The sequence below is a fragment of the Isoptericola dokdonensis DS-3 genome (assembly GCF_001636295.1).
GTDB classification, from domain to species: domain Bacteria; phylum Actinomycetota; class Actinomycetes; order Actinomycetales; family Cellulomonadaceae; genus Isoptericola; species Isoptericola dokdonensis.
The window spans coordinates 2,118,352-2,136,380 of sequence record NZ_CP014209.1; the positions used below are offsets into that span (position 1 = coordinate 2,118,352).

An 18,029-nucleotide genomic window follows, 5' to 3' on the forward strand; every position below is an offset into this window, starting at 1 on the left:
AGTGTCGCAGGCGCCCGACCGGGCCATGCCGGCCCGTGCCGTGGACGGGAGGCCGTCCACCGTGCCGACCTGCGAGGACCGACCTAGCATCGGCTGGAGTCGGCCTGACCGGTCGATGTCCCTGATCCTCGAGGAGTGACGACATGTCGGATCCTGTTCCCGCCGGCACAGATGCCCGCGGGGCCCACCGCAAGGCGATGGGGCTGGCCATCTCGGCGGCGGTGGGTGGCTTCCTGTTCGGCTTCGACTCCTCGGTGATCAACGGAGCGGTCGAGGCGATCGAGGGTCAGTTCGAGCTCGACTCCTCCGTGACGGGGCTCGTGGTGGCCGTCGCCCTGCTCGGGTGCGCCCTGGGCGCCTGGGGTGCCGGTCGCCTGGCCGACCGGTGGGGCCGCATCCGCATCATGGTCCTGGGCTCCGGGTTGTTCCTGGTGTCGTCGATCCTGTCGGCGATCGCCTGGTCGGCACTGGACCTGTCGATCTGGCGGTTCATGGCGGGTGTCGGCATCGGCATCGCGTCGGTCATCGCGCCGGCGTACATCGCGGAGATCGCCCCGGCGACGATCCGCGGGACGCTCGGGTCGATGCAGCAGCTCGCCATCACGGTCGGTATCTTCGCGGCGCTGCTCAGCGACCAGCTCCTGGCGGAGGCCGCGGGCGGTGCCGCGAACGAGCTCTGGCTGGGCTGGGAGGCCTGGCGGTGGATGTTCATGGTCGGGGTGGTCCCGGCGATCGTGTACGGGGTGCTGGCGCTCCGGATGCCGGAGTCGCCGCGGTTCCTGGTGGCCCGCGGCCGGGTGGACGAGGCCCGTTCCGTCCTCGACTCGGTGCTGGGGCCCGAGGAGAACGTGGGCGACCGGATCGACGACATCCAGCGCTCGATCGCGATGGACGAGAAGAACGCCGAGCAGGGTTCGCTGCGGGGCAACGGGTTCCTCGGCCTGAAGTCGATCGTCTGGGTGGGCATCCTGCTGGCGGTGTTCCAGCAGTTCGTCGGCATCAACGTGATCTTCTACTACTCGACGACGCTGTGGCAGGCGGTCGGCTTCGACGAGTCGCAGGCGTTCCTGGTCTCGACGATCACGGCGGTGACGAACATCGCGGTGACGTTCATCGCGATCGCGCTGATCGACAAGGTGGGCCGCCGCCCGCTGCTGCTCATCGGTTCGGCGGGCATGGCCGTGTCGCTGCTGGCGATGGCGGCGGTGTTCACGCAGGGCACCACGACGGTGGACGCCGCGACGGGCGAGTCGACCCTGTCGCTGGGCGACCCGTGGGCGACGATCGCGCTGATCGGTGCGAACGCGTTCGTGGTGTTCTTCGGCGCGACGTGGGGCCCGCTGATGTGGGTGATGCTCGGCGAGATGTTCCCGAACCGCATCCGGGCCGCGGCGCTGGGCCTGGCGGCGGCGGTGAACTGGATCGCGAACTTCACGATCACGCTGACGTTCCCGCCGATGCTCTCGAACCTGGGCCCGGCGGTGCCGTACGGCCTGTACGGGACGTTCGCGGCGCTGTCGTTCTTCTTCGTCCTGTGGAAGGTGGACGAGACGAAGGGCAAGGAGCTGGAGGACATGACGGAGGACGTGCGGCACCGCTGACGCCCGCACGCCCGCGCACGACGGCGGCCGCCTCCTGAGGGGGCGGCCGCCGTTCTGCGTGCACGGGAATGAACCGAGCCGACATTTGCTTGCTGCAAGCAACACCCATATGGTTGCGCCAAGCAATCAGCAGGAGAGACGTCATGACGGATCCGGGACGCACCCTCATCAGCGCCCTGCAGGCCCTCGGCCGCGCCCAGCGCGACGCGGCCGCGCACCTCGCCGAGTCGCTGGGCTGCCCCCGGGCAGGCCTCGGCATCGTGCTCCTCCTCGACGGGCGGGGCACGCTGCCGCTCTGCGAGGTCGCCGAGATCCTCAAGGTGGACTCGTCGGTCGCGAGCCGGCAGGTCAGCGCCCTGGTCGACGCCGGGCTCGTCCGACGCACCGTCGACGACCACGACCGCCGCGCCCGCACCCTCGAGCTCACCGCCGACGGACGGGCGCTCGCCGCGGACGCCGGCCGGTCGTTCGACCGCCTGGTCTCCGTCGGGTTCGCCGACTGGGACGAGACCGACCTCCTGCACGCCGCCCACCAGATCCGCAGCGTCGCGGACGCCATCACCTCGGTCCCCCGGGAGGAACTCGTCCGATGACCACCACCGCACCACCCGCAGCCGCCATGACCCGGCGCGAGACGCTAGAAGCACTGTCCGGCATCCTGCTCGGCGTCTTCGTCTCGCTGCTGGCCACCACCATCACCTCGACGTCGCTGCCGCACATCGTCAGCGACCTCGGCGGCTCCCAGCACTCCTACACGTGGGTCGTCACCGCGATGCTGCTCACGATGACGATCTCCACCCCCCTGTGGGGCAAGCTGGCCGACCTCACCAACCGCAAGGTCCTCATCCAGATCGCCCTGGTGATCACCGTCGTGTCCGCCGCGGCGGCCGGCCTCTCGCAGAACATCGAGACCCTCATCGGGTTCCGCGCGGTGCAGGGCATCGGCGCGGGCGGCCTCACGGCGCTGGCGACCGTCCTCATGGCCGACATCATCAGCCCGCGCGAGCGCGGCAAGTACATGGGCCTCATGGGCGGCGTCATGGCGGTCGCGCAGATCGGCGGCCCGCTGCTGGGCGGCATCCTCACCGACTCGATCGGCTGGCGCTGGACCTTCTTCGTCGGCATCCCGTTCGCCGTCGCCGCGGCCGTCACCCTGCAGAAGACCCTGCACCTGCCCACCCGCGAGCAGCGCAAGGTCACCATCGACTACGCGGGCGCGGCGCTCATCGCCGTCGCCGTCGCGCTGCTCCTGCTGTGGGTCACCTTCGCCGGCGACCAGTTCGACTGGGTGTCCTGGCAGACGGCGGCGATGGTCGGCGGTGCCGTGCTGGCGCTCGTCGCGACCGTGTTCGTCGAGCGTTCCGCCACCGAACCGATCATCCCGCTGCACCTGTTCCGGAACCGCACCTTCGTGCTCTCCGTCATCGGCTCGGCCTCCGTGGGCGTGGCGATGTTCGGCACGGCCGTGTTCCTCAGCCAGTACTTCCAGCTCGCCCGCGGCAAGACCCCCACCGAGTCGGGCCTCCTCACCATCCCCATGGTGGTCGGCACGATGCTGGCGGGCCTCGTCCTGGGCCGCATCATCTCGGCCACGGGCCGCTACAAGGCGATCATGGTCGGCGGCGCCGCGGTGCTGTCGCTGTCCCTGTTCGGGCTGTCGACGATCGAGGTGGACACGAGCTTCGTCGTCATCTCCGTCTACCTGTTCGGCCTGGGCATCTCCGTGGGTGCCCTCATGCAGAACCTCGTGCTCGCCACCCAGAACACGCTGGCCGTGCACGAGATGGGCGCGGGCACCTCGGGCGTCGCGTTCTTCCGGTCGCTCGGCGGCGCCATCGGCGTGTCCGTGCTCGGCGCCGTGATGGCGAGCCAGGTGAAGGACGGCATCACGTCCGGGCTCGCCGAGCTCGGCGTGCCGGCCTCGGCGCTCGGCGACAGCGCCGGTGCCGTCCCCGACCTGTCGACGCTCCCCGACCCGGTGGCCGCGGTCATCGCGTCGGCATACTCCGACGGCATCACCGAGATCTTCCTGCTCGCTGTGCCGATGGCGGTCATCTCGCTCGTGGCCGTCCTGTTCATCAAGGAGGTCCCGCTGGGGCAGCGTTCGGGCATCGAGCAGCTGCGCGACGAGCAGGTCGTCGAGGAGCCGGTCACGGCCTGATCCCGGCCCGTCCCGCACCGTCGGAGGGCGGTCCGCACACCCCGCGGACCGCCCTCCGGGGCGTCCCAGGGCTCAACTTCACCCGCTCATGGACCGTCCTGGCGGAAATCGTGACCTGAATGCGTCGCGGAAACGTCGCCGCAGGCGTCATCATGAGGCCATGCACGACGCCGAGAGCAACCTGCCGGACCCGAGCACCGACCCGTTCGGCGCGCTCGAACGCGAGGTGCGCCTCCTGATCCGCCGCGCCCAGTCCATGGCCGCGCAGACGGCGGCACGGATCCATCCGGAGCTCAACGCGTCCGCGTACCCCCTGCTGGCCCACATCGCGAAGCACCCCGGGACGCGCGGCTCCGACCTCGCCGCCCACTTCGGCGTCGGCCGGGCCACCGTGTCCCGTCAGCTCAGCCGGCTCGAGGACCTCGGCCTGGTGCGGCGCCGGGTCGACCCGGCGGACACCCGCGGCCAGCTCATCACCCTCACCGAGGACGGCGCCGCCCGGTTCGTGCGTGCCCGCGACGCCCGCATCACGATGCTCGAGCACGCGCTGACCGACTGGGAGAAGTCCGACGTCTCGGAGCTCGCGTCGCTCATGCGCCGGTACTCCACGGACGTGGTCGCCTGGCTGGACACGCACCAGGGGCGCCGCCTCAGCGGAGCAGACGCTCCCGCAGCGCACTGACGACGTCCGGATCGCCGCCGTGCGCGGCGAACCACCCCGCCACCCCGCCGTCCTGCGCGGCCAGGTGGTCCAGCACCGCCTCGATCGCGTGCGGCGGCGCCGTGAGCAGCTCCGGCGGCAGCGCGGCCAGCACGTGCTCCGTCGGCCGGCCCGCCGTCGTCGACCCGGCCGGCCACGCGCGCGCCACGACCTGCACCATGTTCGGGTCGGTGCGCACGTAGTCGGCGACGATCTCGGCGCGGTCCACGCCGACCAGCGCCAGCACGATCGCGACGAGCACGCCGGTGCGGTCCTTGCCCGCTGTGCAGTGCACGAGGACGGGCGCGTCGTCGGCCGCGACGGCGCGGACGCCGTCCACGAGGTGCTGCGCGCCCACCCCGTCCAGCAGCTCGAGGTACAGGCGAGCGAGGTCGAACGGGACGGCGTCGCGCGCCTCCGCGTTCCGGGTGGCGCCGTCGAGCACCGGCAGCGTCAGGACCTGCGCGACGTCGGCCAGCGGGTGCGCTGCGGCACCCTCCCCCACGTCCCGCAGGTCCAGCACGGTCCGGGGCGGCCACGCCACGTCCCGCGGGGCCTCGTCACCCGCGTGCGGCGCGTCCGAGCGCAGCAGCACCCCCGGCCGCAGCGACTCCGACGCCGTCGCGACGTCGCGCAGGTTGACCAGGTGGGGCGGGGCAGCGGGGATCTCGACGCTCATGGCCCGACCGTAGCGGAGCGGCCGCGTCAGGACTCGGCGGGCTCGAACGTCAGGCTGACGGAGTTCATGCAGTAGCGGTCGCCCGTCGGGGTCTGCGGGGCGTCGTCGAAGACGTGCCCCAGGTGGGAGCCGCAGCGGGCGCAGCGCACCTCGGTGCGCACCATGCCGAGGGAGCGGTCCTCGATCAGCTCGACCCGGTCCCCGGCGAGCGGCGTGTAGAAGGACGGCCATCCGCAGTGGGAGTCGAACTTCGTGCCGCTGCGGAAGAGCTCGTTGCTGCAGGCCCGACAGCGGTACACGCCGTCACGCTTCTCGTCGAGCAGCTCGCCGGTCCAGGCGCGCTCGGTGCCGGCCTGCCGCAGCACGTGGAACTCCTGCGGGTCCAGCTCGACGCGCCACTGGTCGTCGGTCTTGTTCACGTCGTAGGTCATGCCCGGGTCAACCGTGGATCGACGTCCGATGTTCCGTCCGTCCCGCACCGCCGCTGCGGCGGCGCGGGACCGCGACGGCAGGATCAGCGGCCGGAGCCGCCCTGGCGTCCCCGGGACTGGCCGGACCGACCGCCCTGCGCACCGGAGCGACCACCCTGGCCGGCGGGGCGGCCGCCCTGGCCGCGACCCGTGGGGGCTCCACCGCGGCCACCGGACCGGGTGCCGCCGCCCGCGCCGCCACCGGACTGCTGCTGTCCACCCTGGGCACCGCCACCGCCGGAGCGGCCGCGGCCGCTCCGACGACGCCGGGACGCGCCGCCTGCCGGGGCCTGGCCGCCGCCGGACCCGGCGCGCGAGGGCTGCTGCGGGGCCTGCACCGGGGCGGGCTCCACGTGCGCCGCGACCTCGCCGACGAGCGCCGACACGACGGCGTCACCGGGGCGGACGTCCTGCGGGCGCGCCGAGATGCGGGCCTTGCGGGTGAGGTCGCGGACGTCGCCGCGCTCCTCGGGGAGCATGAGGGTGACGACGTCGCCGACGGACCCGGCACGGGCGGTCCGGCCCGAGCGGTGCAGGTACGCCTTGTGCTCGGCGGGCGGGTCGACGTGCACGACGAGCTCGACCTCGTCGACGTGGATGCCGCGGGCCGCGATGTCGGTGGCGACCATGACCTTGACGTCGCCGGAGGAGAACGCGGCGAGGTTGCGCTCGCGCGCGCCCTGGCCGAGGTTGCCGTGCAGGTCGACGGCGGGCACGCCCGCGGCGGTGAGCTGGCGGGCCAGCTTCTTCGCCTGGTGCTTGGTGCGGGTGAACAGCACCCGGCGGCCGGTGCCCTGGGCGAGCTGGTGCACGACGTCCCGCTTCACCTCCTTGTCGGCGACGGCGAGGATGTGGTGCGTCATCTGCGGCGGCGGCGCGGCGGCGTCGTCGACGGAGTGCGTGACGGGGTTGCTGAGGTAGCGCTTGACCAGCACGTCCACGCCGTTGTCGAGCGTGGCCGAGAACAGCAGCCGCTGACCGGTGCGGGGCGTGCGGTCCATGATGCGCTTCACGCCGGGCAGGAACCCGAGGTCGGCCATGTGGTCAGCCTCGTCCAGCACGGTGATCTCGATGTCGTCGAGGCTGAGGAGCCGCTGGTTGAGCAGGTCCTCGAGGCGGCCGGGGCACGCGATGACGACGTCGACGCCCGCGCCGAGCGCGGTCACCTGCCGGGACTGCGCGACACCGCCGAAGATGGTGGTCGTGCGCAGGCCGAGGGCCTCGGCGAGCGGCTTCATCGTGGCGTCGATCTGGTTCGCCAGCTCGCGGGTCGGGCAGAGCACGAGGGCGCGGGGGCGGTTCGCGACGCGGCGGGAGCGCCCCTGCGCCTTGGCCTCCGCGGCGGACCGGGCGAGCCGAGTCACGACGGGCAGCGAGAACGCGAGGGTCTTGCCGGACCCGGTCCGGCCGCGCCCGAGGACGTCGCGGCCCGCCATCGTGTCCGGGAGGGACGCGGACTGGATGGGGAACGGGCTGGTGATGCCGGACGCCGTCAGGTGGGCGACGACGGGCGTGGGCAGGCCGAACTCGGTGAAGGTGGTCACGCAGGAAGCCTCTCTGAGGACGTCGGGGACGTCCTGGGTCGGGTGATCGCCGCACGCAATCCGGGGGCGGATCTCCACGACGCAGAGGCGCGCGGACGCGCAACCTCGGTGCACCATTGTCGCACGGACACCCGCCGTCGTGCCGGGCGCACCGGCCTCGGCTACGTCACACGACCCGGGTGGAGACGGACGAGGCGTGCACCGCGGCCCCTCGGGACCTCCACGACCACGTGGTGGAATGGGCGCCGTGGACGACTTCCTCACCGCGGCCGGCGACGTGATCGCGCAGATCTGGTCCGCCGCGACGACGCCCGTGCCGCCGCCCGACCAGGCGATCGTGCTGGCCGCCGGGCTCGCGGCCCTGGCCGTGGTGCTGGTGACCCCGGTGTGGCGGGTGGCGCGGCACGTCGTCACGATCGCGCACGAGGGCGCGCACGCCGTCGTCGCGATGCTCACCGGGCGGCGTCTGGACGGGATCCGGCTGCACTCCGACACCTCGGGGCTCACGGTGACGGCCGGGCGCCCGCGCGGCGCCGGCATGGTCCTCACCGCGTTCGCCGGGTACGTCGGGCCGGGGCTCGTCGGCCTCGGGGCGGCCTGGCTGCTGCGGGCCGGCTACGCCGTCGGCCTGCTGTGGCTGCTCGTCGTGCTGCTCGCGCTGCTGCTGCTGAAGATCCGCAACTGGTTCGGTCTGTGGTCGGTGCTGGTGAGCGGCGCGCTGCTCGTGGCGGTGTCATGGTGGCTGGACCCGCAGGCCCAGTCCGCGGTCGCGTACGCCGTCACGTGGTTCCTGCTGCTGGGCTCCGTGCGCCCGGTGTTCGAGCTGCAGGCCCAGCGTTCCCGCGGGCGGGCCCGCAGCTCCGACGCCGACCAGCTCGGCCGGCTCACCGGTGTCCCCGCCGTCGTCTGGGTCGGGGTGTTCGTCGCGGTCACGGCGGGCTGCCTCGTCCTGGGTGCGACCTGGATCGTGCAGCCCGCCGCCTGACACGGGGGCCGTCGGTGGCGACGTCCTCAGAGCTTGGCGTAGCGGGCGCGGGCGAACGAGTACAGCCCGTACGCCGCGATGCCGAGGCCGGTGATGACCAGCAGGACGACGCCGAACGGCTGGTCGCGGATGGTCTTCAGCGCGTCGTCGAGACCGCCGGCCTTGTCGGCGTCGGACGTGGCCGCCGCGTAGACGAACAGCACGCCGAGCACGCCGAGGGCGACGCCCTTGGCGATGTAGCCCACCTGGCCGAGGCGCACGACGGCCTGGCTCACGGCGCCGGCGCCGGTGGTGACGAGGTCCTCGCGAAACTTCTTGGTCCAGCCCTTGTAGACGTGGAAGACGCCCACACCGACGATGGTCAGGCCGATGGCGCCGACGATCAGCTGACCGCCCGGCAGGCCCAGGATCTGGGCGGTGAGGTCCTCCTGGGTGTCCCCGCCGCCACCGCCACCGCCGCCCGTGGCGATGCGCGCGGCGGTGAAGGCCAGCACGCCGTAGAGGACCGCCTTGGCGGCGGCCTTGATCCGCGAGCCGGTCTGCTTCGCGGTGTCGGTGCCGGGGACTCCGACGAGGGCCTGCACGAGGTGCCACAGACCGAGCGCGGCCAGGCCGACCACGATGGTCCACAGCAGGAAGGCTCCGCCGGGGGCGTCGGCGAGCTGCCGCAGCGCACCCGACTCGTCGGCGCTGCCGCCGGAGCTGCCGAGGGCGAGCTGGATCGCCAGCCAGCCGATGATGAGGTGCAGGACGCCGGACGCGGCGTAGCCGATGCGAGCCAGGGTCCGCAGCGCGCTGCTGTTCTTCGCGCGCCGGGCGGCGTTCTCGGCGGAGCGGGTCGGGGAAGTCACGATTCACCTCCAGGTGCCAGGAATCTCCTGACATGCCCGATACCGTGCCTCAGGCCGGGTCGCCTCGCCACCGGGGGGCCTGTGGCGTGGGGCACGGTCGGCGAGCGCTGCACCCGGGAAGCACGACGGCGGAGCACCCCGAGCGGGGGCTCCGCCGTCGGACGGGCAGGTGCGGTCAGTCGTGCTGCGGGCTGAGCACGAAGCCAGGGCCCTCGGTCGAGGGCTGCGCGTCGAGCTCGAGCGTGGCCAGCGCGATGGCGGCCTCCGAGTCGACGAAGACGTGGGTCTGGCCCTGCTCGTCGACGACCTGGTCCTCGGGCTGCGGGGCGGGGACGAGCGCGAGCTCGAAGTTGCCGGGCTGGTCGGCGGACTGCGCGATGCGCAGGCCACCCTCGGCGGGGACACCGGCCTGCTCGGCCAGCGTGCCGACTGCGGTACGGGCGTTCTCCGTCACGGTGAGCATGAAGAGCTCCTCTCGTCGGGGTTCGCGACCCTTCCACCGAAGCAAAGCCTCGCCGCGAATGCAACGCGACGGCCCCGACGAGACGCAATCTCCCGCATCGTGAGACCTTACGCGTCCGCGAGCGGGGCGGACCGGCGCGCTCGTGCGGATCTCGCCCGGGCGCCCGCGTAGGCTGACCCACGGTCGGCCCCGGTCGACGGGCCTCTAGCTCAATCGGCAGAGCAGCGGACTTTTAATCCGCGGGTTGTGGGTTCGATCCCCACGGGGCCCACCTTTCTGACCTGTACAAACACTCCTCCACGGCGTCCCACCTGCCGGATCATGTAGCAAACATGTGGCACTCACCACTGCACGCCCCCGCCCCGCGGCCTTGTCGTTCAGCAAGGCCTCTGGTTGACCGCATGTGCAAGACCTTCACGCTGCGGCTGCTGCTCCTGGCCGCCAGCCTCGACCCGCGCGTCGAGGTCCACGCCTACAACCTCAAGGGCGGCTCCGACCTCGACCCCCTCGAGGCCATCCCGCACGCTTACCGCACCGGCGCCGGCCCCGAGGACCTCGCCACCTGCGCGTCGCCCAGCCGGACACCGAGCGGACACGACGACGGACGAGCAGACGGACACCTAGGAACGCCGCGAGCGCCCCGGACACGGTGGACACCATCGCGGACGTGGACACGACGGCGGACGGCGCAGCGGACAACAGCGCGGACAACGAGAACACCCCGCGTCCGACCGCGTCCGCCCCGGTCGCGGACACCCGGGCGCCCGCCCGTCCCGTCACCGTCCGCCGCCACCCTGCACCGTCCGGCCCGCGACGCCGAGCAGCGGACCACCGCGAGGACATCCTGACGTTCGCCGCGCAGGGCCTGTCCGTCCGTGCGATCGCCGAGCAGGTCGGCCTCGGGAAGACCGCCGTCGCCAAGCTCCTACAGTCGGAGCCCATGACTGCCTGAGCCAGGGCACGACGAACCCGCCCCCACCTCTGAGGTGGGGGCGGGTCGGGGAGAGACGCCGAGTGTTCAGCGACCGGACCCCAGGCGGCGCTTGACCGCGGCCGGCAGCCGGCGGATCCCGCGGGGGGCGGGGGGCTCCGGCGGGGCCGTCGCAGAAGCCGGAGGCAGCCGTTCGAACACGGGCGGGAAGTCCTCGAACACTCGCGCGAGGTACGAGCCCTCCGGCGCGTCCGGGGCGCCCTTGAAGCGGTAGGTCATCTTCTGGACGTGTCCGGTGCGCAGGATCCGGCCATAGTTGTGCTCGTTGAGCGGCTGGAGCTGGGCCTTCTGCAGGGCGTGCGCGTTGGGCGACGAGTGGATGATGGCCGAGTCCCAGGCGGCGGTGAACTCCGGCAGATGCGCGTACAGCGCCTCGAAGCAGAGGTGGAACCAGAAGTAGTGCGGCAGGTCCTCGTGGTTCTGCCAGAACCAGTCGAAGAAGTCACGTAGCGCGACCGGGACGATGCTGCCCCGCTGCGCGATCAGGAACCAGCTCGAGAGGAACTTCGTGACGGTGTAGGCGAAGAACGGTGTCGGGAGGACCTGGCGGTACAGGCTGTCCAGAGGCTGCGTCGTCAGGACAGTCGCGTCCACCCAGATGCCGCCGTGCTCGGCCAGGAGATGCACCCGAAGGATGTCGGAGTAGTGCGCCTTCCACTTCGAGGTGCGCTCCGCGACGACGGGGTCGATCTGGGTGTACTTCGGAACGGTCCTCGCGGTGAGCTGGCGCACCTCGAATTCCGTTGCCTCGGCCTGCAGGCGGGTGGCGCAGGCCTTGACGATGTGCGGCGCGCGCTTCCAGCCCTGCTCCCAGTAGGACCAGATGATCCGCTGGTGTGTGGGTTCGGCGTCCACCTCGAGCGGCGGGTTGGTGGCGAGGAACTCGCCGACCTTCTGGTGCGCCAAGAGCCGCGCCTCAGCATCCGGCCCCGTGAACGTGAGCGTGCGCTCGCGCAGTTGGTAGGTGATCTCGGCCAATCCGCACTCCCGGTCGCTGCTGCGCCACAGCGGCACAGGTAGGCGACCATCTTGCCAGGCTGCGAGGCTCGAGCGTCGCACCCGTCGGAAGGCCACGACCTGGAAGGACGGCCGCATCACCGCCGACCGTCGGTTAACCTTGGTTCGAACGTATGTTTTCATCCCAGCGGGGGCAGAGCGCTGCGCCTCGGGAGCAACCCTTCGAACTAGGCTCTTCGCCTGTGACTTGGTGGCCGTCGACAGTGCGTGACGCGCAGCGCTGGCGCGCCCGTGGCGTCTTGGCGATGCGGATTGCCGTGACCCTCGCCACGCTGGCGTCGACCCTCGCACTCGCAGTTCGAGGTCAGATCAACCCGCAGCTGAGCCTGTGGTGGGTGTTCCTGCCCCTCGTTGTCGCAGCACCTGGACAAGCTGTCGACACGATCGTCAGGGCGATGCACACCCACAGGGCGCCTCTACGCGAAGATGACCGCCGCGATATCCAGCAGCTCGCCACGCAGGCACTTCAGGACGTCGCGCGGTACGGCAACATCGACATCACGAAGGTCGGCGTCTGCGTGTGGGTGCCCGGCACGGTGAAGCCCTTCCTCTGGAAGCCGCGTCTCTTGCGCGTAGTCCGATTCCGACTGGACACTGCGGCCGCGAAGCCTAGCGACGTTGACTGGGTGATGGGCAAGGGGACGATCGGCGAGGCGTGGCGATCGAGACGCCTCCAACACAAGGATTGGCGCGCGATCGCGAACCGCCACCCGGGTCGCCTGACAGATGAGCAGTGGACCCAGATCCCAACCGAGACCAAGAGCGGGTTCACACAGGAAGAGTTCGAGGAGGTTCGTGACAAGTACGCCGAGGTGTTGGCGGTGCCGATTGTCGACAGCCACTCGGCCAACGTCTTCTACGGCGTGCTCTCGATCGACTTGCCGATGGACGCTGTGCCTGCCGATCAGACGTCCCGTCTCGAGCTCCGCGCCGTCCAGACCAAAGCGAAGGCCGCCGCCGACACGGTGGCGCTGACCTTGAAACACCGTAGAGTCTGACTAGCACAGCACCACCACAGGAGGTGTACGCGACGTGGCATCCAGAAGAGACAAGTTGGACATTTTCCTTCGCCTGGAGTACCTAGATGACGTCCTGTCAGCGTATCCAAGCGACCGACTGCGAGAGAATCTGATGCACCTCGAGAGGGAGGTGGCTCGCCAGTTGGCCCTCATCGGTGTCACCGACATCGAGGAGTTCAAGCGCGAACTGCGACGCGACATGGCCGAGCGGCACGCCCCGTGCCAGGACGAATCGCACCGAGGCAGGCACCTGGCAGACGCCTGATACAGCGCAAACTCCCGAGTTGCCCCGCTCACGTAGAGGTGAGCGGGGCAACTACTTGAGGTTCATAGCTGCCCAGCGGCGGCGCCGTGAACGACCGCTTCCTCACGCGCGATGAGCTCCACGCGATCTGCAGGCATCTCGACGGCGAGCACCTCGCCATGACTCTCCTTCTCACCGGCACCGACCTGCGTTGGGGTGAGGCAGCCGGCCTTCACCGGGCCCGCGTCGACCCCGACCGCAGGGTCCTCGACGTCCTCGAGACATGGTCAGTGCGCGGAGTCCACATGAAGCCTTATCCGAAGGGCCGTCGGCGCCGCCAGGTCCCCATTCCCGCATGGATCGACCTTGCCCAGCTCCAGCAACCGGCCGCGAGCGCCGACTGCGGGTACGAGCACATCGAGGGGCGTTGCCCTGGAGCCCTGCTGCTCGCGACGTCGTCGGGCACGATCGTCGAGCACGCGAAGTTCTCGAAGGCGTTCGCGGCCGCGGTGCGGGCGGCTGACGTCGGGCGGGTGCGCGTTCACGACCTGCGGCACACCTACGCGTCGTGGCTCATCCAGGGCGGCCGTCCGCTCGCCGAGGTCGGCAAGCTGCTCGGGCATGTCTCCCCCATCACGACCCAGCGGTACGCACACCTCGCCGAGGTCGACGCGGACGACATTCTCGCGGCGCTCGGTCCGGGGCCTGAGATGGCCCCCGTGCCGGGCGGGTCGACGAGCTCGCCGCCCGTCGTGCACGGCGGCCTGCTGTCCGCTGAGAGGTTCTACGCGCTGGACGGCGTGGACGTCGGCTGATTGCCCGGGGCGATCTGCCCGCGAGGCGCGAAGAGGTACCGCGCGATGATGTAGGCCAGGCCGATCACCTGGACAACGACAGCCGAGAAGAACGCCACCATCACCGCTGCGTCGATCTTGCCCCACTGCGAGATGACATACAGGAGCATCGTCAAGGCGGACGCAGCGAGCGTGCCGAACACGGCCTTCACCACGAAGTTGTAGAACCGCTTGCGCATGCGGTGCGCCTGCTGTGCTGCCTTGACGTCACTCCGCCGCAGGGCGCTATCGATCGCCTTGTCGGACGCCTCGTCCACTGCCTCGACGTCGAGCGTCGCCACGGGGGCCTCGTCGACGTTCTCGGCAGGGGTCGTGTCACGCCTCGTGTAGGTAGCCCACGAAATCAAGTCCTGCACCGCGTCTCGCCCGACCTCGCGGACCTTGAGCTCGTCGTCCGTCACCTGGTCGAGTTCGTCGTGCCCTTCGTCGGTCACAGCAGGCCGAGTCGACGCAGACGGATCTGCATCGCCTGGAGAGAGACGTTCATGCGCCGCGCCATCACCCCCGGGTTGATGCCGTCAGCGTGCAACTGCTTCACGTAGTGCGACGGCATCAACAGGTTCGCAGCGAACTCGTCTGCGTAGAGCTCGTGCGCGTCATACCCGCCGCCCCGGCGGTCGATGAAGTTGAAGTCGGTCTCACCGCGGCTGTTCCGCTCGACGTAGTGGCCGATCTCGTGGGCGATCGTGAAGCGCTGTCGCTGCTCGCTGTCACGGTCGTCGACGTAGATGACGGGGCGGTCGCCGGGCTCGACTCGGAGCATGCCCGAGATGCTCTCGTTGAAGGTGGCACGGATGACATCCATGTCCAGCTGGGCCGCAATGCGGTCGGGGTCGACCGGGTAGCCGGCAGCCCAGTAGGCCTCGAGGACGTCAGCCGCGTCGTTCGCTGCCTTCTCCTTGACGAGCATGATTGCCTCCTTCCGCCGTGGCTACTACGCCACCCATCGTCGTCGAGGGATGGCGCGGCATGCACCCTCATTGTGCCACCGAAGCACACTGATGTAACCCCTGACCGGCCGGGGGCGCGGGCTGATGCCCGACGGTGCGAGCCATGCTCTGCCACCCTTCCCCGAAGGAGCCGTCTCATGTAGCAACCGTGTAGCAAAGCGGCAATGCACGGCGCTGCGCCAGGCTTCCTCCACGTGACCGCGACTGCTGCGGTGCAGGCGCTCTACCTGCAGAAACGCTGTACGAGACTGCGCGAGGCATCGCCGGACTCTCTGGGTTGGCAAGGACCTTTGATCCGCGGGTTGTGGGTTCGATCCCCACGGGGCCCACCCCGCCACGCCGCGTCGGGGGACGCTCACGCTCACCCCGCCGCGGGCACCTCCGGATCGGAGCGCGAGCATCCGCCGCGTCCCGGCACGGGCGAGCATGAGGACGACGATCAGGCCCGTCACGGCGAAGAAGCCGCCCAGCTGGACGGCGTCGCCGAACACGAGGGCGGTCAGCTCCAGCACGAGGAGCTTGCTGCCCGCCATGACGAGCAGCAGGGCGGCCACGCCCATCGCCCGCCCGGCGGGGCCCTGCGCCGTCCGGACCCGGCCCACCACCCGTTTCTTGACCCGCAGGACGAGCTCGAGGACGACCTTGAGCAGGATCGCCGTGAGGAACGCCAGGAGGAACGTCTCGGAGACGACCTGGGGGAACAGCTGGACGAACGTGCCCAGCACGACCAGGTAGACCAGGACGTCCACGAGGTCGTGGGCTCGCAGCCGCATGCCTCGACGGTAGGCGCCCGGCCTGCCGCCCGCCGGAGGGACGGCCCGCCCGCCCGGGTGCAGCCTGCTGGCCCTGCCCGCCGGGGCACGTCAGGATGGGTTGCGTGACCGTGCTGCTGGACCCGCCCTCCCCCGCCCCGCTCGTCGTCGCCCACCGCGGTTACGCGGCCGTGGCTCCGCAGAACACGATGGCCTCGTTCGAGGCGGCGTGGCGCAGCGGGGCACCCGCCCTCGAGCTGGACGTGCGTCTCACCGCCGACGGCGTGCCGGTGATCATCCACGACCCGGTGGTGGACCGCGTCACCGACGGGTCGGGTGCGGTGGCCGACCTCGACGGCGCGACGATCGCCGGCCTCGACGCCGGGTCGGTCTTCTCCGAGCACCTGGCCGGCCAGCGGGTGCCGACCCTCGCGCAGGTGCTGCGTTTCCTCGCCCGCCGTCCGGGGTTCGACCTGCTGTGCGAGTACAAGGGCACATGGACGCCGGAGCAGCTCGCCCCGACGACCCGCGCCCTGGACGCGACCGGGCTCGCGGGACGCGTGCTCGTCCAGGGCTTCTCGCGGGAGACCGTCGCGGCGCTGCGGGAGGCCGCACCCCACCTGCCGCGCGGGCTGCTCTGCGACGCCGCACCCGCGGACCTGCTCGACGCCGCCCGCGAGCTGGGCGCCGTCACCGTCAACCCGTCCGTCGCGGCGGTGCTCGCCGACCCCGACCTGGTGCGCCGCGCCCACGACGTCGGGCTGAAGGTCATGCCGTGGACGGCGAACGAGCCGCCGCTGTGGCGCGGGCTGGTCGCCGCCGGGGTCGACGCGATCATCACCGACCGCCCCGGGGAGCTGCTCGGCTGGCTCGCGGGCCGCGCCGAGGCCTGACCCCCTCTGCCCCACGCGAGATCGACCCGGCGGGACCGAGATCGACGCACGGTGCGTCGATCTCGGTCCCGCTGGGTCGATCTCGCGGTGGGTGGGAGCGGCTACTGCCCGTCGCCGCCGTCATGGCCGTCGCCGGGGCCGTCGGTCGGGCCGCCGTCGCCGGAGTCGGGGGCCATCCGGCGCGGACGTCGCCCGGTCCCGTCGGTGTCGCCCACGTCGCCCTCGCCGTCGTCGTCGCGGAAGACCTCGGTCGCGACCTCGCCGGTGAGCCGCCGTTCGGCGAGCTCCTCGCGCTCGGCGATGGCGTCCTCGCCCGGCCCGGAGAAGTGCTGGGCACGCTCCTCGGCGTCCTTGCTGCCGCTGTAGAGCCCCGGCCTGTCGATCGGGGACATCACGACGGTCTCGGCGGCACCGCCGCGCGCGGTCACGGGGACGTCCCCGAGCAGCACCGTCGTCTCGGGCGTCTCGGCGGGCGGCACCGACGACCTGGTCGGCGACGGCAGGCGACGGTCGCGCACCGGCGCCCGCCGCGGGCCGCGCCGGGTCGTGGACCGGGTCCCCCCGGCGGGAGCCTCCGCGGCGCTCTCCGCCGCGCCGTCGGTGGCGGACCCGGTGGACGCGGCGGACGCGGCGGACGAGCCCGGTGCTGCGGGCAGCACCGCCGGGGCCCGGCGTCCGATCCGCTCCGACGGCGCCGGGTCGGCGGAGGCACCGGCCGACGCCGCGGAGTCCTCCACGGGCGAGATCGCCGGGCCGTCACCGTCGTCGTCGGGCAACGGCGCGACACCCTGGAGACGGGTGCGCGGAATCGCGTACGGGGCGGCCCGCTGGAGCCACACCACCAGGCCCTCGCGGACGGCGCAGCGCAGGTCCCACAGGTTGCCGGCGTCGGCCGCGCTCACGAGCGCCCGGGTGCGCACCACTCCCTCGGTGGCACCGGTGACCTGCAGGATGCCGAGCCGCTGGTCCCACAGCGACGACTCCGCGAGCAGCCGGTCCAGCTCGGCGCGCATGTCGTCCAGCGGCACCCGGAAGTCGACGTCGATCTCGACCGTGCCCAGCAGGTCGGCGGCACGCCGGGTCCAGTTCTCGAACGGTGTCGTCGTGAAGTAGGTGCTCGGCAGGATGAGGCGGCGGTCGTCCCACGCGTGCACGACGACGTAGGTGAGGGTGATCTCCTCGATGCGGCCGAACTCCCCGTTCAGCACCACGACGTCGTCGACGCGGATGGCGTCGGTGAACGCGATCTGCATGCCCGCGAAGGTGTTCGCCAGGCTGGACTGCGCGGCGAGGCCGGCCACGAGGGACAGCAGGCCGGCCGACGCGAGGATCGAGGCGCCCGCGGCGCGCATCGCGGGGAACGTGAGGAGCACGGCGCCGACGGCCAGCACGGCGATCACCGCGACCGTGACCCGCCGCACCACCGAGATCTGGGTCTGGACGCGGCGGGCGTGCCGGTCGTCGCTGGAGTGGCTGATGCGGGCGAGCGTGCGGTCCTCGACGACGAACGCCATCGCGCCGACCAGCCACGCCGACGCGAGGATCGTCGCGATGAGCAGCCCGTGCCGTAGCGGGTCGTACCAGGCCTCGTCCTGGTGGGCGGACAGCCGGAAGGCGATCCACACGGCGACGACCATGAGCAGCACGCGCAGCGGCCGCCGCAGGCGGACGGACATGTCGCGCAGCAGGGGCCGACGGCGGGCGATGCGGTGGATGATCGCCGAGACGATCGTCACGACGAGGTAGGCGGCGACGAGAGCGGCGGCGGCCCAGGCCAGGGTCACGGTGAGCGAGACCGTCGACTGGACGGTCTCCTCGGGGATGGCGGGGTCTCCGTCCAGGAACAACATCCCCC

The 18,029-nt window shown here is 71.6% G+C and carries 19 protein-coding genes and 1 tRNA gene; 10 read left to right on the forward strand and 10 right to left on the reverse strand.

The window, feature by feature from the left end:
- The first annotated feature begins 197 nt into the window (after nucleotides 1-197).
- The 4 genes from I598_RS09855 to I598_RS09870 all read left to right on the forward strand — a co-directional run bounded on the left by I598_RS09855 (nucleotide 198) and on the right by I598_RS09870 (nucleotide 4,444).
- A complete protein-coding gene (locus tag I598_RS09855; protein WP_418268492.1) occupies nucleotides 198-1,601 on the forward strand; it encodes a sugar porter family MFS transporter in 1,404 nt (467 codons plus the stop codon).
- A gap of 143 nt (nucleotides 1,602-1,744) precedes the next feature.
- Nucleotides 1,745-2,194: a MarR family winged helix-turn-helix transcriptional regulator gene (locus tag I598_RS09860; protein ID WP_068202811.1), complete on the forward strand. Its 450-nt coding sequence runs from the start codon at nucleotides 1,745-1,747 to the stop codon at nucleotides 2,192-2,194.
- Complete coding sequence (locus tag I598_RS09865; RefSeq protein ID WP_068202812.1) at nucleotides 2,191-3,762, forward strand: MDR family MFS transporter; 1,572 nt, start codon at nucleotides 2,191-2,193, stop codon at nucleotides 3,760-3,762. Before I598_RS09860 ends, I598_RS09865 begins: the two co-directional genes overlap by 4 nt.
- Before the next feature lie 160 nt (nucleotides 3,763-3,922).
- The gene (locus I598_RS09870) at nucleotides 3,923-4,444 is read left to right on the forward strand and encodes a MarR family winged helix-turn-helix transcriptional regulator (RefSeq protein ID WP_068202813.1); all 522 of its coding nucleotides are present in this window, start codon (nucleotides 3,923-3,925) and stop codon (nucleotides 4,442-4,444) included.
- On the opposite strand, the gene I598_RS09875 is transcribed toward I598_RS09870, so the two are convergent.
- The 3 genes from I598_RS09875 to I598_RS09885 form a co-directional block, all read right to left on the reverse strand.
- Nucleotides 4,413-5,141 (reverse strand): tyrosine-protein phosphatase, encoded by a 729-nt coding sequence (locus I598_RS09875; protein WP_068202814.1) that lies wholly within the window; start codon nucleotides 5,139-5,141, stop codon nucleotides 4,413-4,415. The genes I598_RS09870 and I598_RS09875 overlap by 32 nt on opposite strands.
- Before the next feature lie 26 nt (nucleotides 5,142-5,167).
- Entirely contained in the window at nucleotides 5,168-5,572 is a 405-nt protein-coding gene (gene msrB / locus I598_RS09880) for a peptide-methionine (R)-S-oxide reductase MsrB (protein WP_068202815.1), read from the reverse strand.
- Between the two features lie 83 nt (nucleotides 5,573-5,655).
- Nucleotides 5,656-7,155, reverse strand: a complete 1,500-nt coding sequence (locus tag I598_RS09885) for a DEAD/DEAH box helicase (RefSeq protein ID WP_068202816.1) — start codon at nucleotides 7,153-7,155, stop codon at nucleotides 5,656-5,658.
- A gap of 238 nt (nucleotides 7,156-7,393) precedes the next feature.
- Here I598_RS09885 and I598_RS09890 point away from each other — a divergent pair, with 238 nt between their 5' ends.
- On the forward strand, nucleotides 7,394-8,140 hold the full coding sequence (locus tag I598_RS09890; RefSeq protein ID WP_068202817.1) for a M50 family metallopeptidase: 747 nt from the start codon (nucleotides 7,394-7,396) through the stop codon (nucleotides 8,138-8,140).
- Between the two features lie 26 nt (nucleotides 8,141-8,166).
- Here the strand turns inward: I598_RS09890 and I598_RS09895 are convergent, their stop codons facing one another.
- Nucleotides 8,167-8,991 carry a DUF1206 domain-containing protein gene (locus tag I598_RS09895; protein WP_157557201.1) on the reverse strand — a complete coding sequence of 275 codons (825 nt, stop codon included), beginning with the start codon at nucleotides 8,989-8,991 and terminating at the stop codon, nucleotides 8,167-8,169.
- A 175-nt stretch (nucleotides 8,992-9,166) separates the two neighbouring features.
- Entirely contained in the window at nucleotides 9,167-9,454 is a 288-nt protein-coding gene (locus I598_RS09900; protein WP_068202819.1) for a Fe-S cluster assembly protein HesB, read from the reverse strand.
- Nucleotides 9,455-9,652: 198 nt separating this feature from the next.
- On the opposite strand from I598_RS09900, the gene I598_RS09905 reads away from it, so the two are divergent.
- Nucleotides 9,653-9,725, forward strand: a tRNA-Lys gene (locus I598_RS09905).
- A 396-nt stretch (nucleotides 9,726-10,121) separates the two neighbouring features.
- Nucleotides 10,122-10,406: a hypothetical protein gene (locus tag I598_RS09910; protein WP_157557202.1), complete on the forward strand. Its 285-nt coding sequence runs from the start codon at nucleotides 10,122-10,124 to the stop codon at nucleotides 10,404-10,406.
- Between the two features lie 66 nt (nucleotides 10,407-10,472).
- On the opposite strand, the gene I598_RS09915 is transcribed toward I598_RS09910, so the two are convergent.
- Nucleotides 10,473-11,423, reverse strand: a complete 951-nt coding sequence (locus I598_RS09915) for a capsular polysaccharide synthesis protein (RefSeq protein ID WP_198155672.1) — start codon at nucleotides 11,421-11,423, stop codon at nucleotides 10,473-10,475.
- A gap of 296 nt (nucleotides 11,424-11,719) precedes the next feature.
- Between I598_RS09915 and I598_RS09920 the strand changes: the two genes are divergently transcribed.
- Nucleotides 11,720-12,460 carry a hypothetical protein gene (locus tag I598_RS09920; protein WP_157557203.1) on the forward strand — a complete coding sequence of 247 codons (741 nt, stop codon included), beginning with the start codon at nucleotides 11,720-11,722 and terminating at the stop codon, nucleotides 12,458-12,460.
- A gap of 444 nt (nucleotides 12,461-12,904) precedes the next feature.
- Nucleotides 12,905-13,540 (forward strand): tyrosine-type recombinase/integrase, encoded by a 636-nt coding sequence (locus tag I598_RS09930; RefSeq protein ID WP_232314127.1) that lies wholly within the window; start codon nucleotides 12,905-12,907, stop codon nucleotides 13,538-13,540.
- On the opposite strand, the gene I598_RS09935 is transcribed toward I598_RS09930, so the two are convergent.
- The 3 genes from I598_RS09935 to I598_RS18070 are packed head-to-tail and all read right to left on the reverse strand — an operon-like array spanning nucleotide 13,510 to nucleotide 15,302.
- Nucleotides 13,510-14,013 (reverse strand): hypothetical protein, encoded by a 504-nt coding sequence (locus tag I598_RS09935; RefSeq protein ID WP_068202825.1) that lies wholly within the window; start codon nucleotides 14,011-14,013, stop codon nucleotides 13,510-13,512. The two genes, I598_RS09930 and I598_RS09935, sit on opposite strands and share 31 nt — an antisense overlap.
- Nucleotides 14,010-14,489, reverse strand: coding sequence for an ImmA/IrrE family metallo-endopeptidase (locus I598_RS09940; protein ID WP_068202826.1), 480 nt, complete (start codon nucleotides 14,487-14,489; stop codon nucleotides 14,010-14,012). Before I598_RS09940 ends, I598_RS09935 begins: the two co-directional genes overlap by 4 nt.
- 24 nt (nucleotides 14,490-14,513) lie before the next feature.
- Nucleotides 14,514-15,302, reverse strand: a complete 789-nt coding sequence (locus I598_RS18070; RefSeq protein WP_068202827.1) for a hypothetical protein — start codon at nucleotides 15,300-15,302, stop codon at nucleotides 14,514-14,516.
- A 104-nt stretch (nucleotides 15,303-15,406) separates the two neighbouring features.
- On the opposite strand from I598_RS18070, the gene I598_RS09950 reads away from it, so the two are divergent.
- Nucleotides 15,407-16,174 carry a glycerophosphodiester phosphodiesterase gene (locus I598_RS09950; RefSeq protein ID WP_232314128.1) on the forward strand — a complete coding sequence of 256 codons (768 nt, stop codon included), beginning with the start codon at nucleotides 15,407-15,409 and terminating at the stop codon, nucleotides 16,172-16,174.
- Between the two features lie 101 nt (nucleotides 16,175-16,275).
- On the opposite strand, the gene I598_RS09955 is transcribed toward I598_RS09950, so the two are convergent.
- Nucleotides 16,276-18,024: a mechanosensitive ion channel family protein gene (locus I598_RS09955; RefSeq protein WP_068202829.1), complete on the reverse strand. Its 1,749-nt coding sequence runs from the start codon at nucleotides 18,022-18,024 to the stop codon at nucleotides 16,276-16,278.
- Nucleotides 18,025-18,029: the final 5 nt, after the last annotated feature.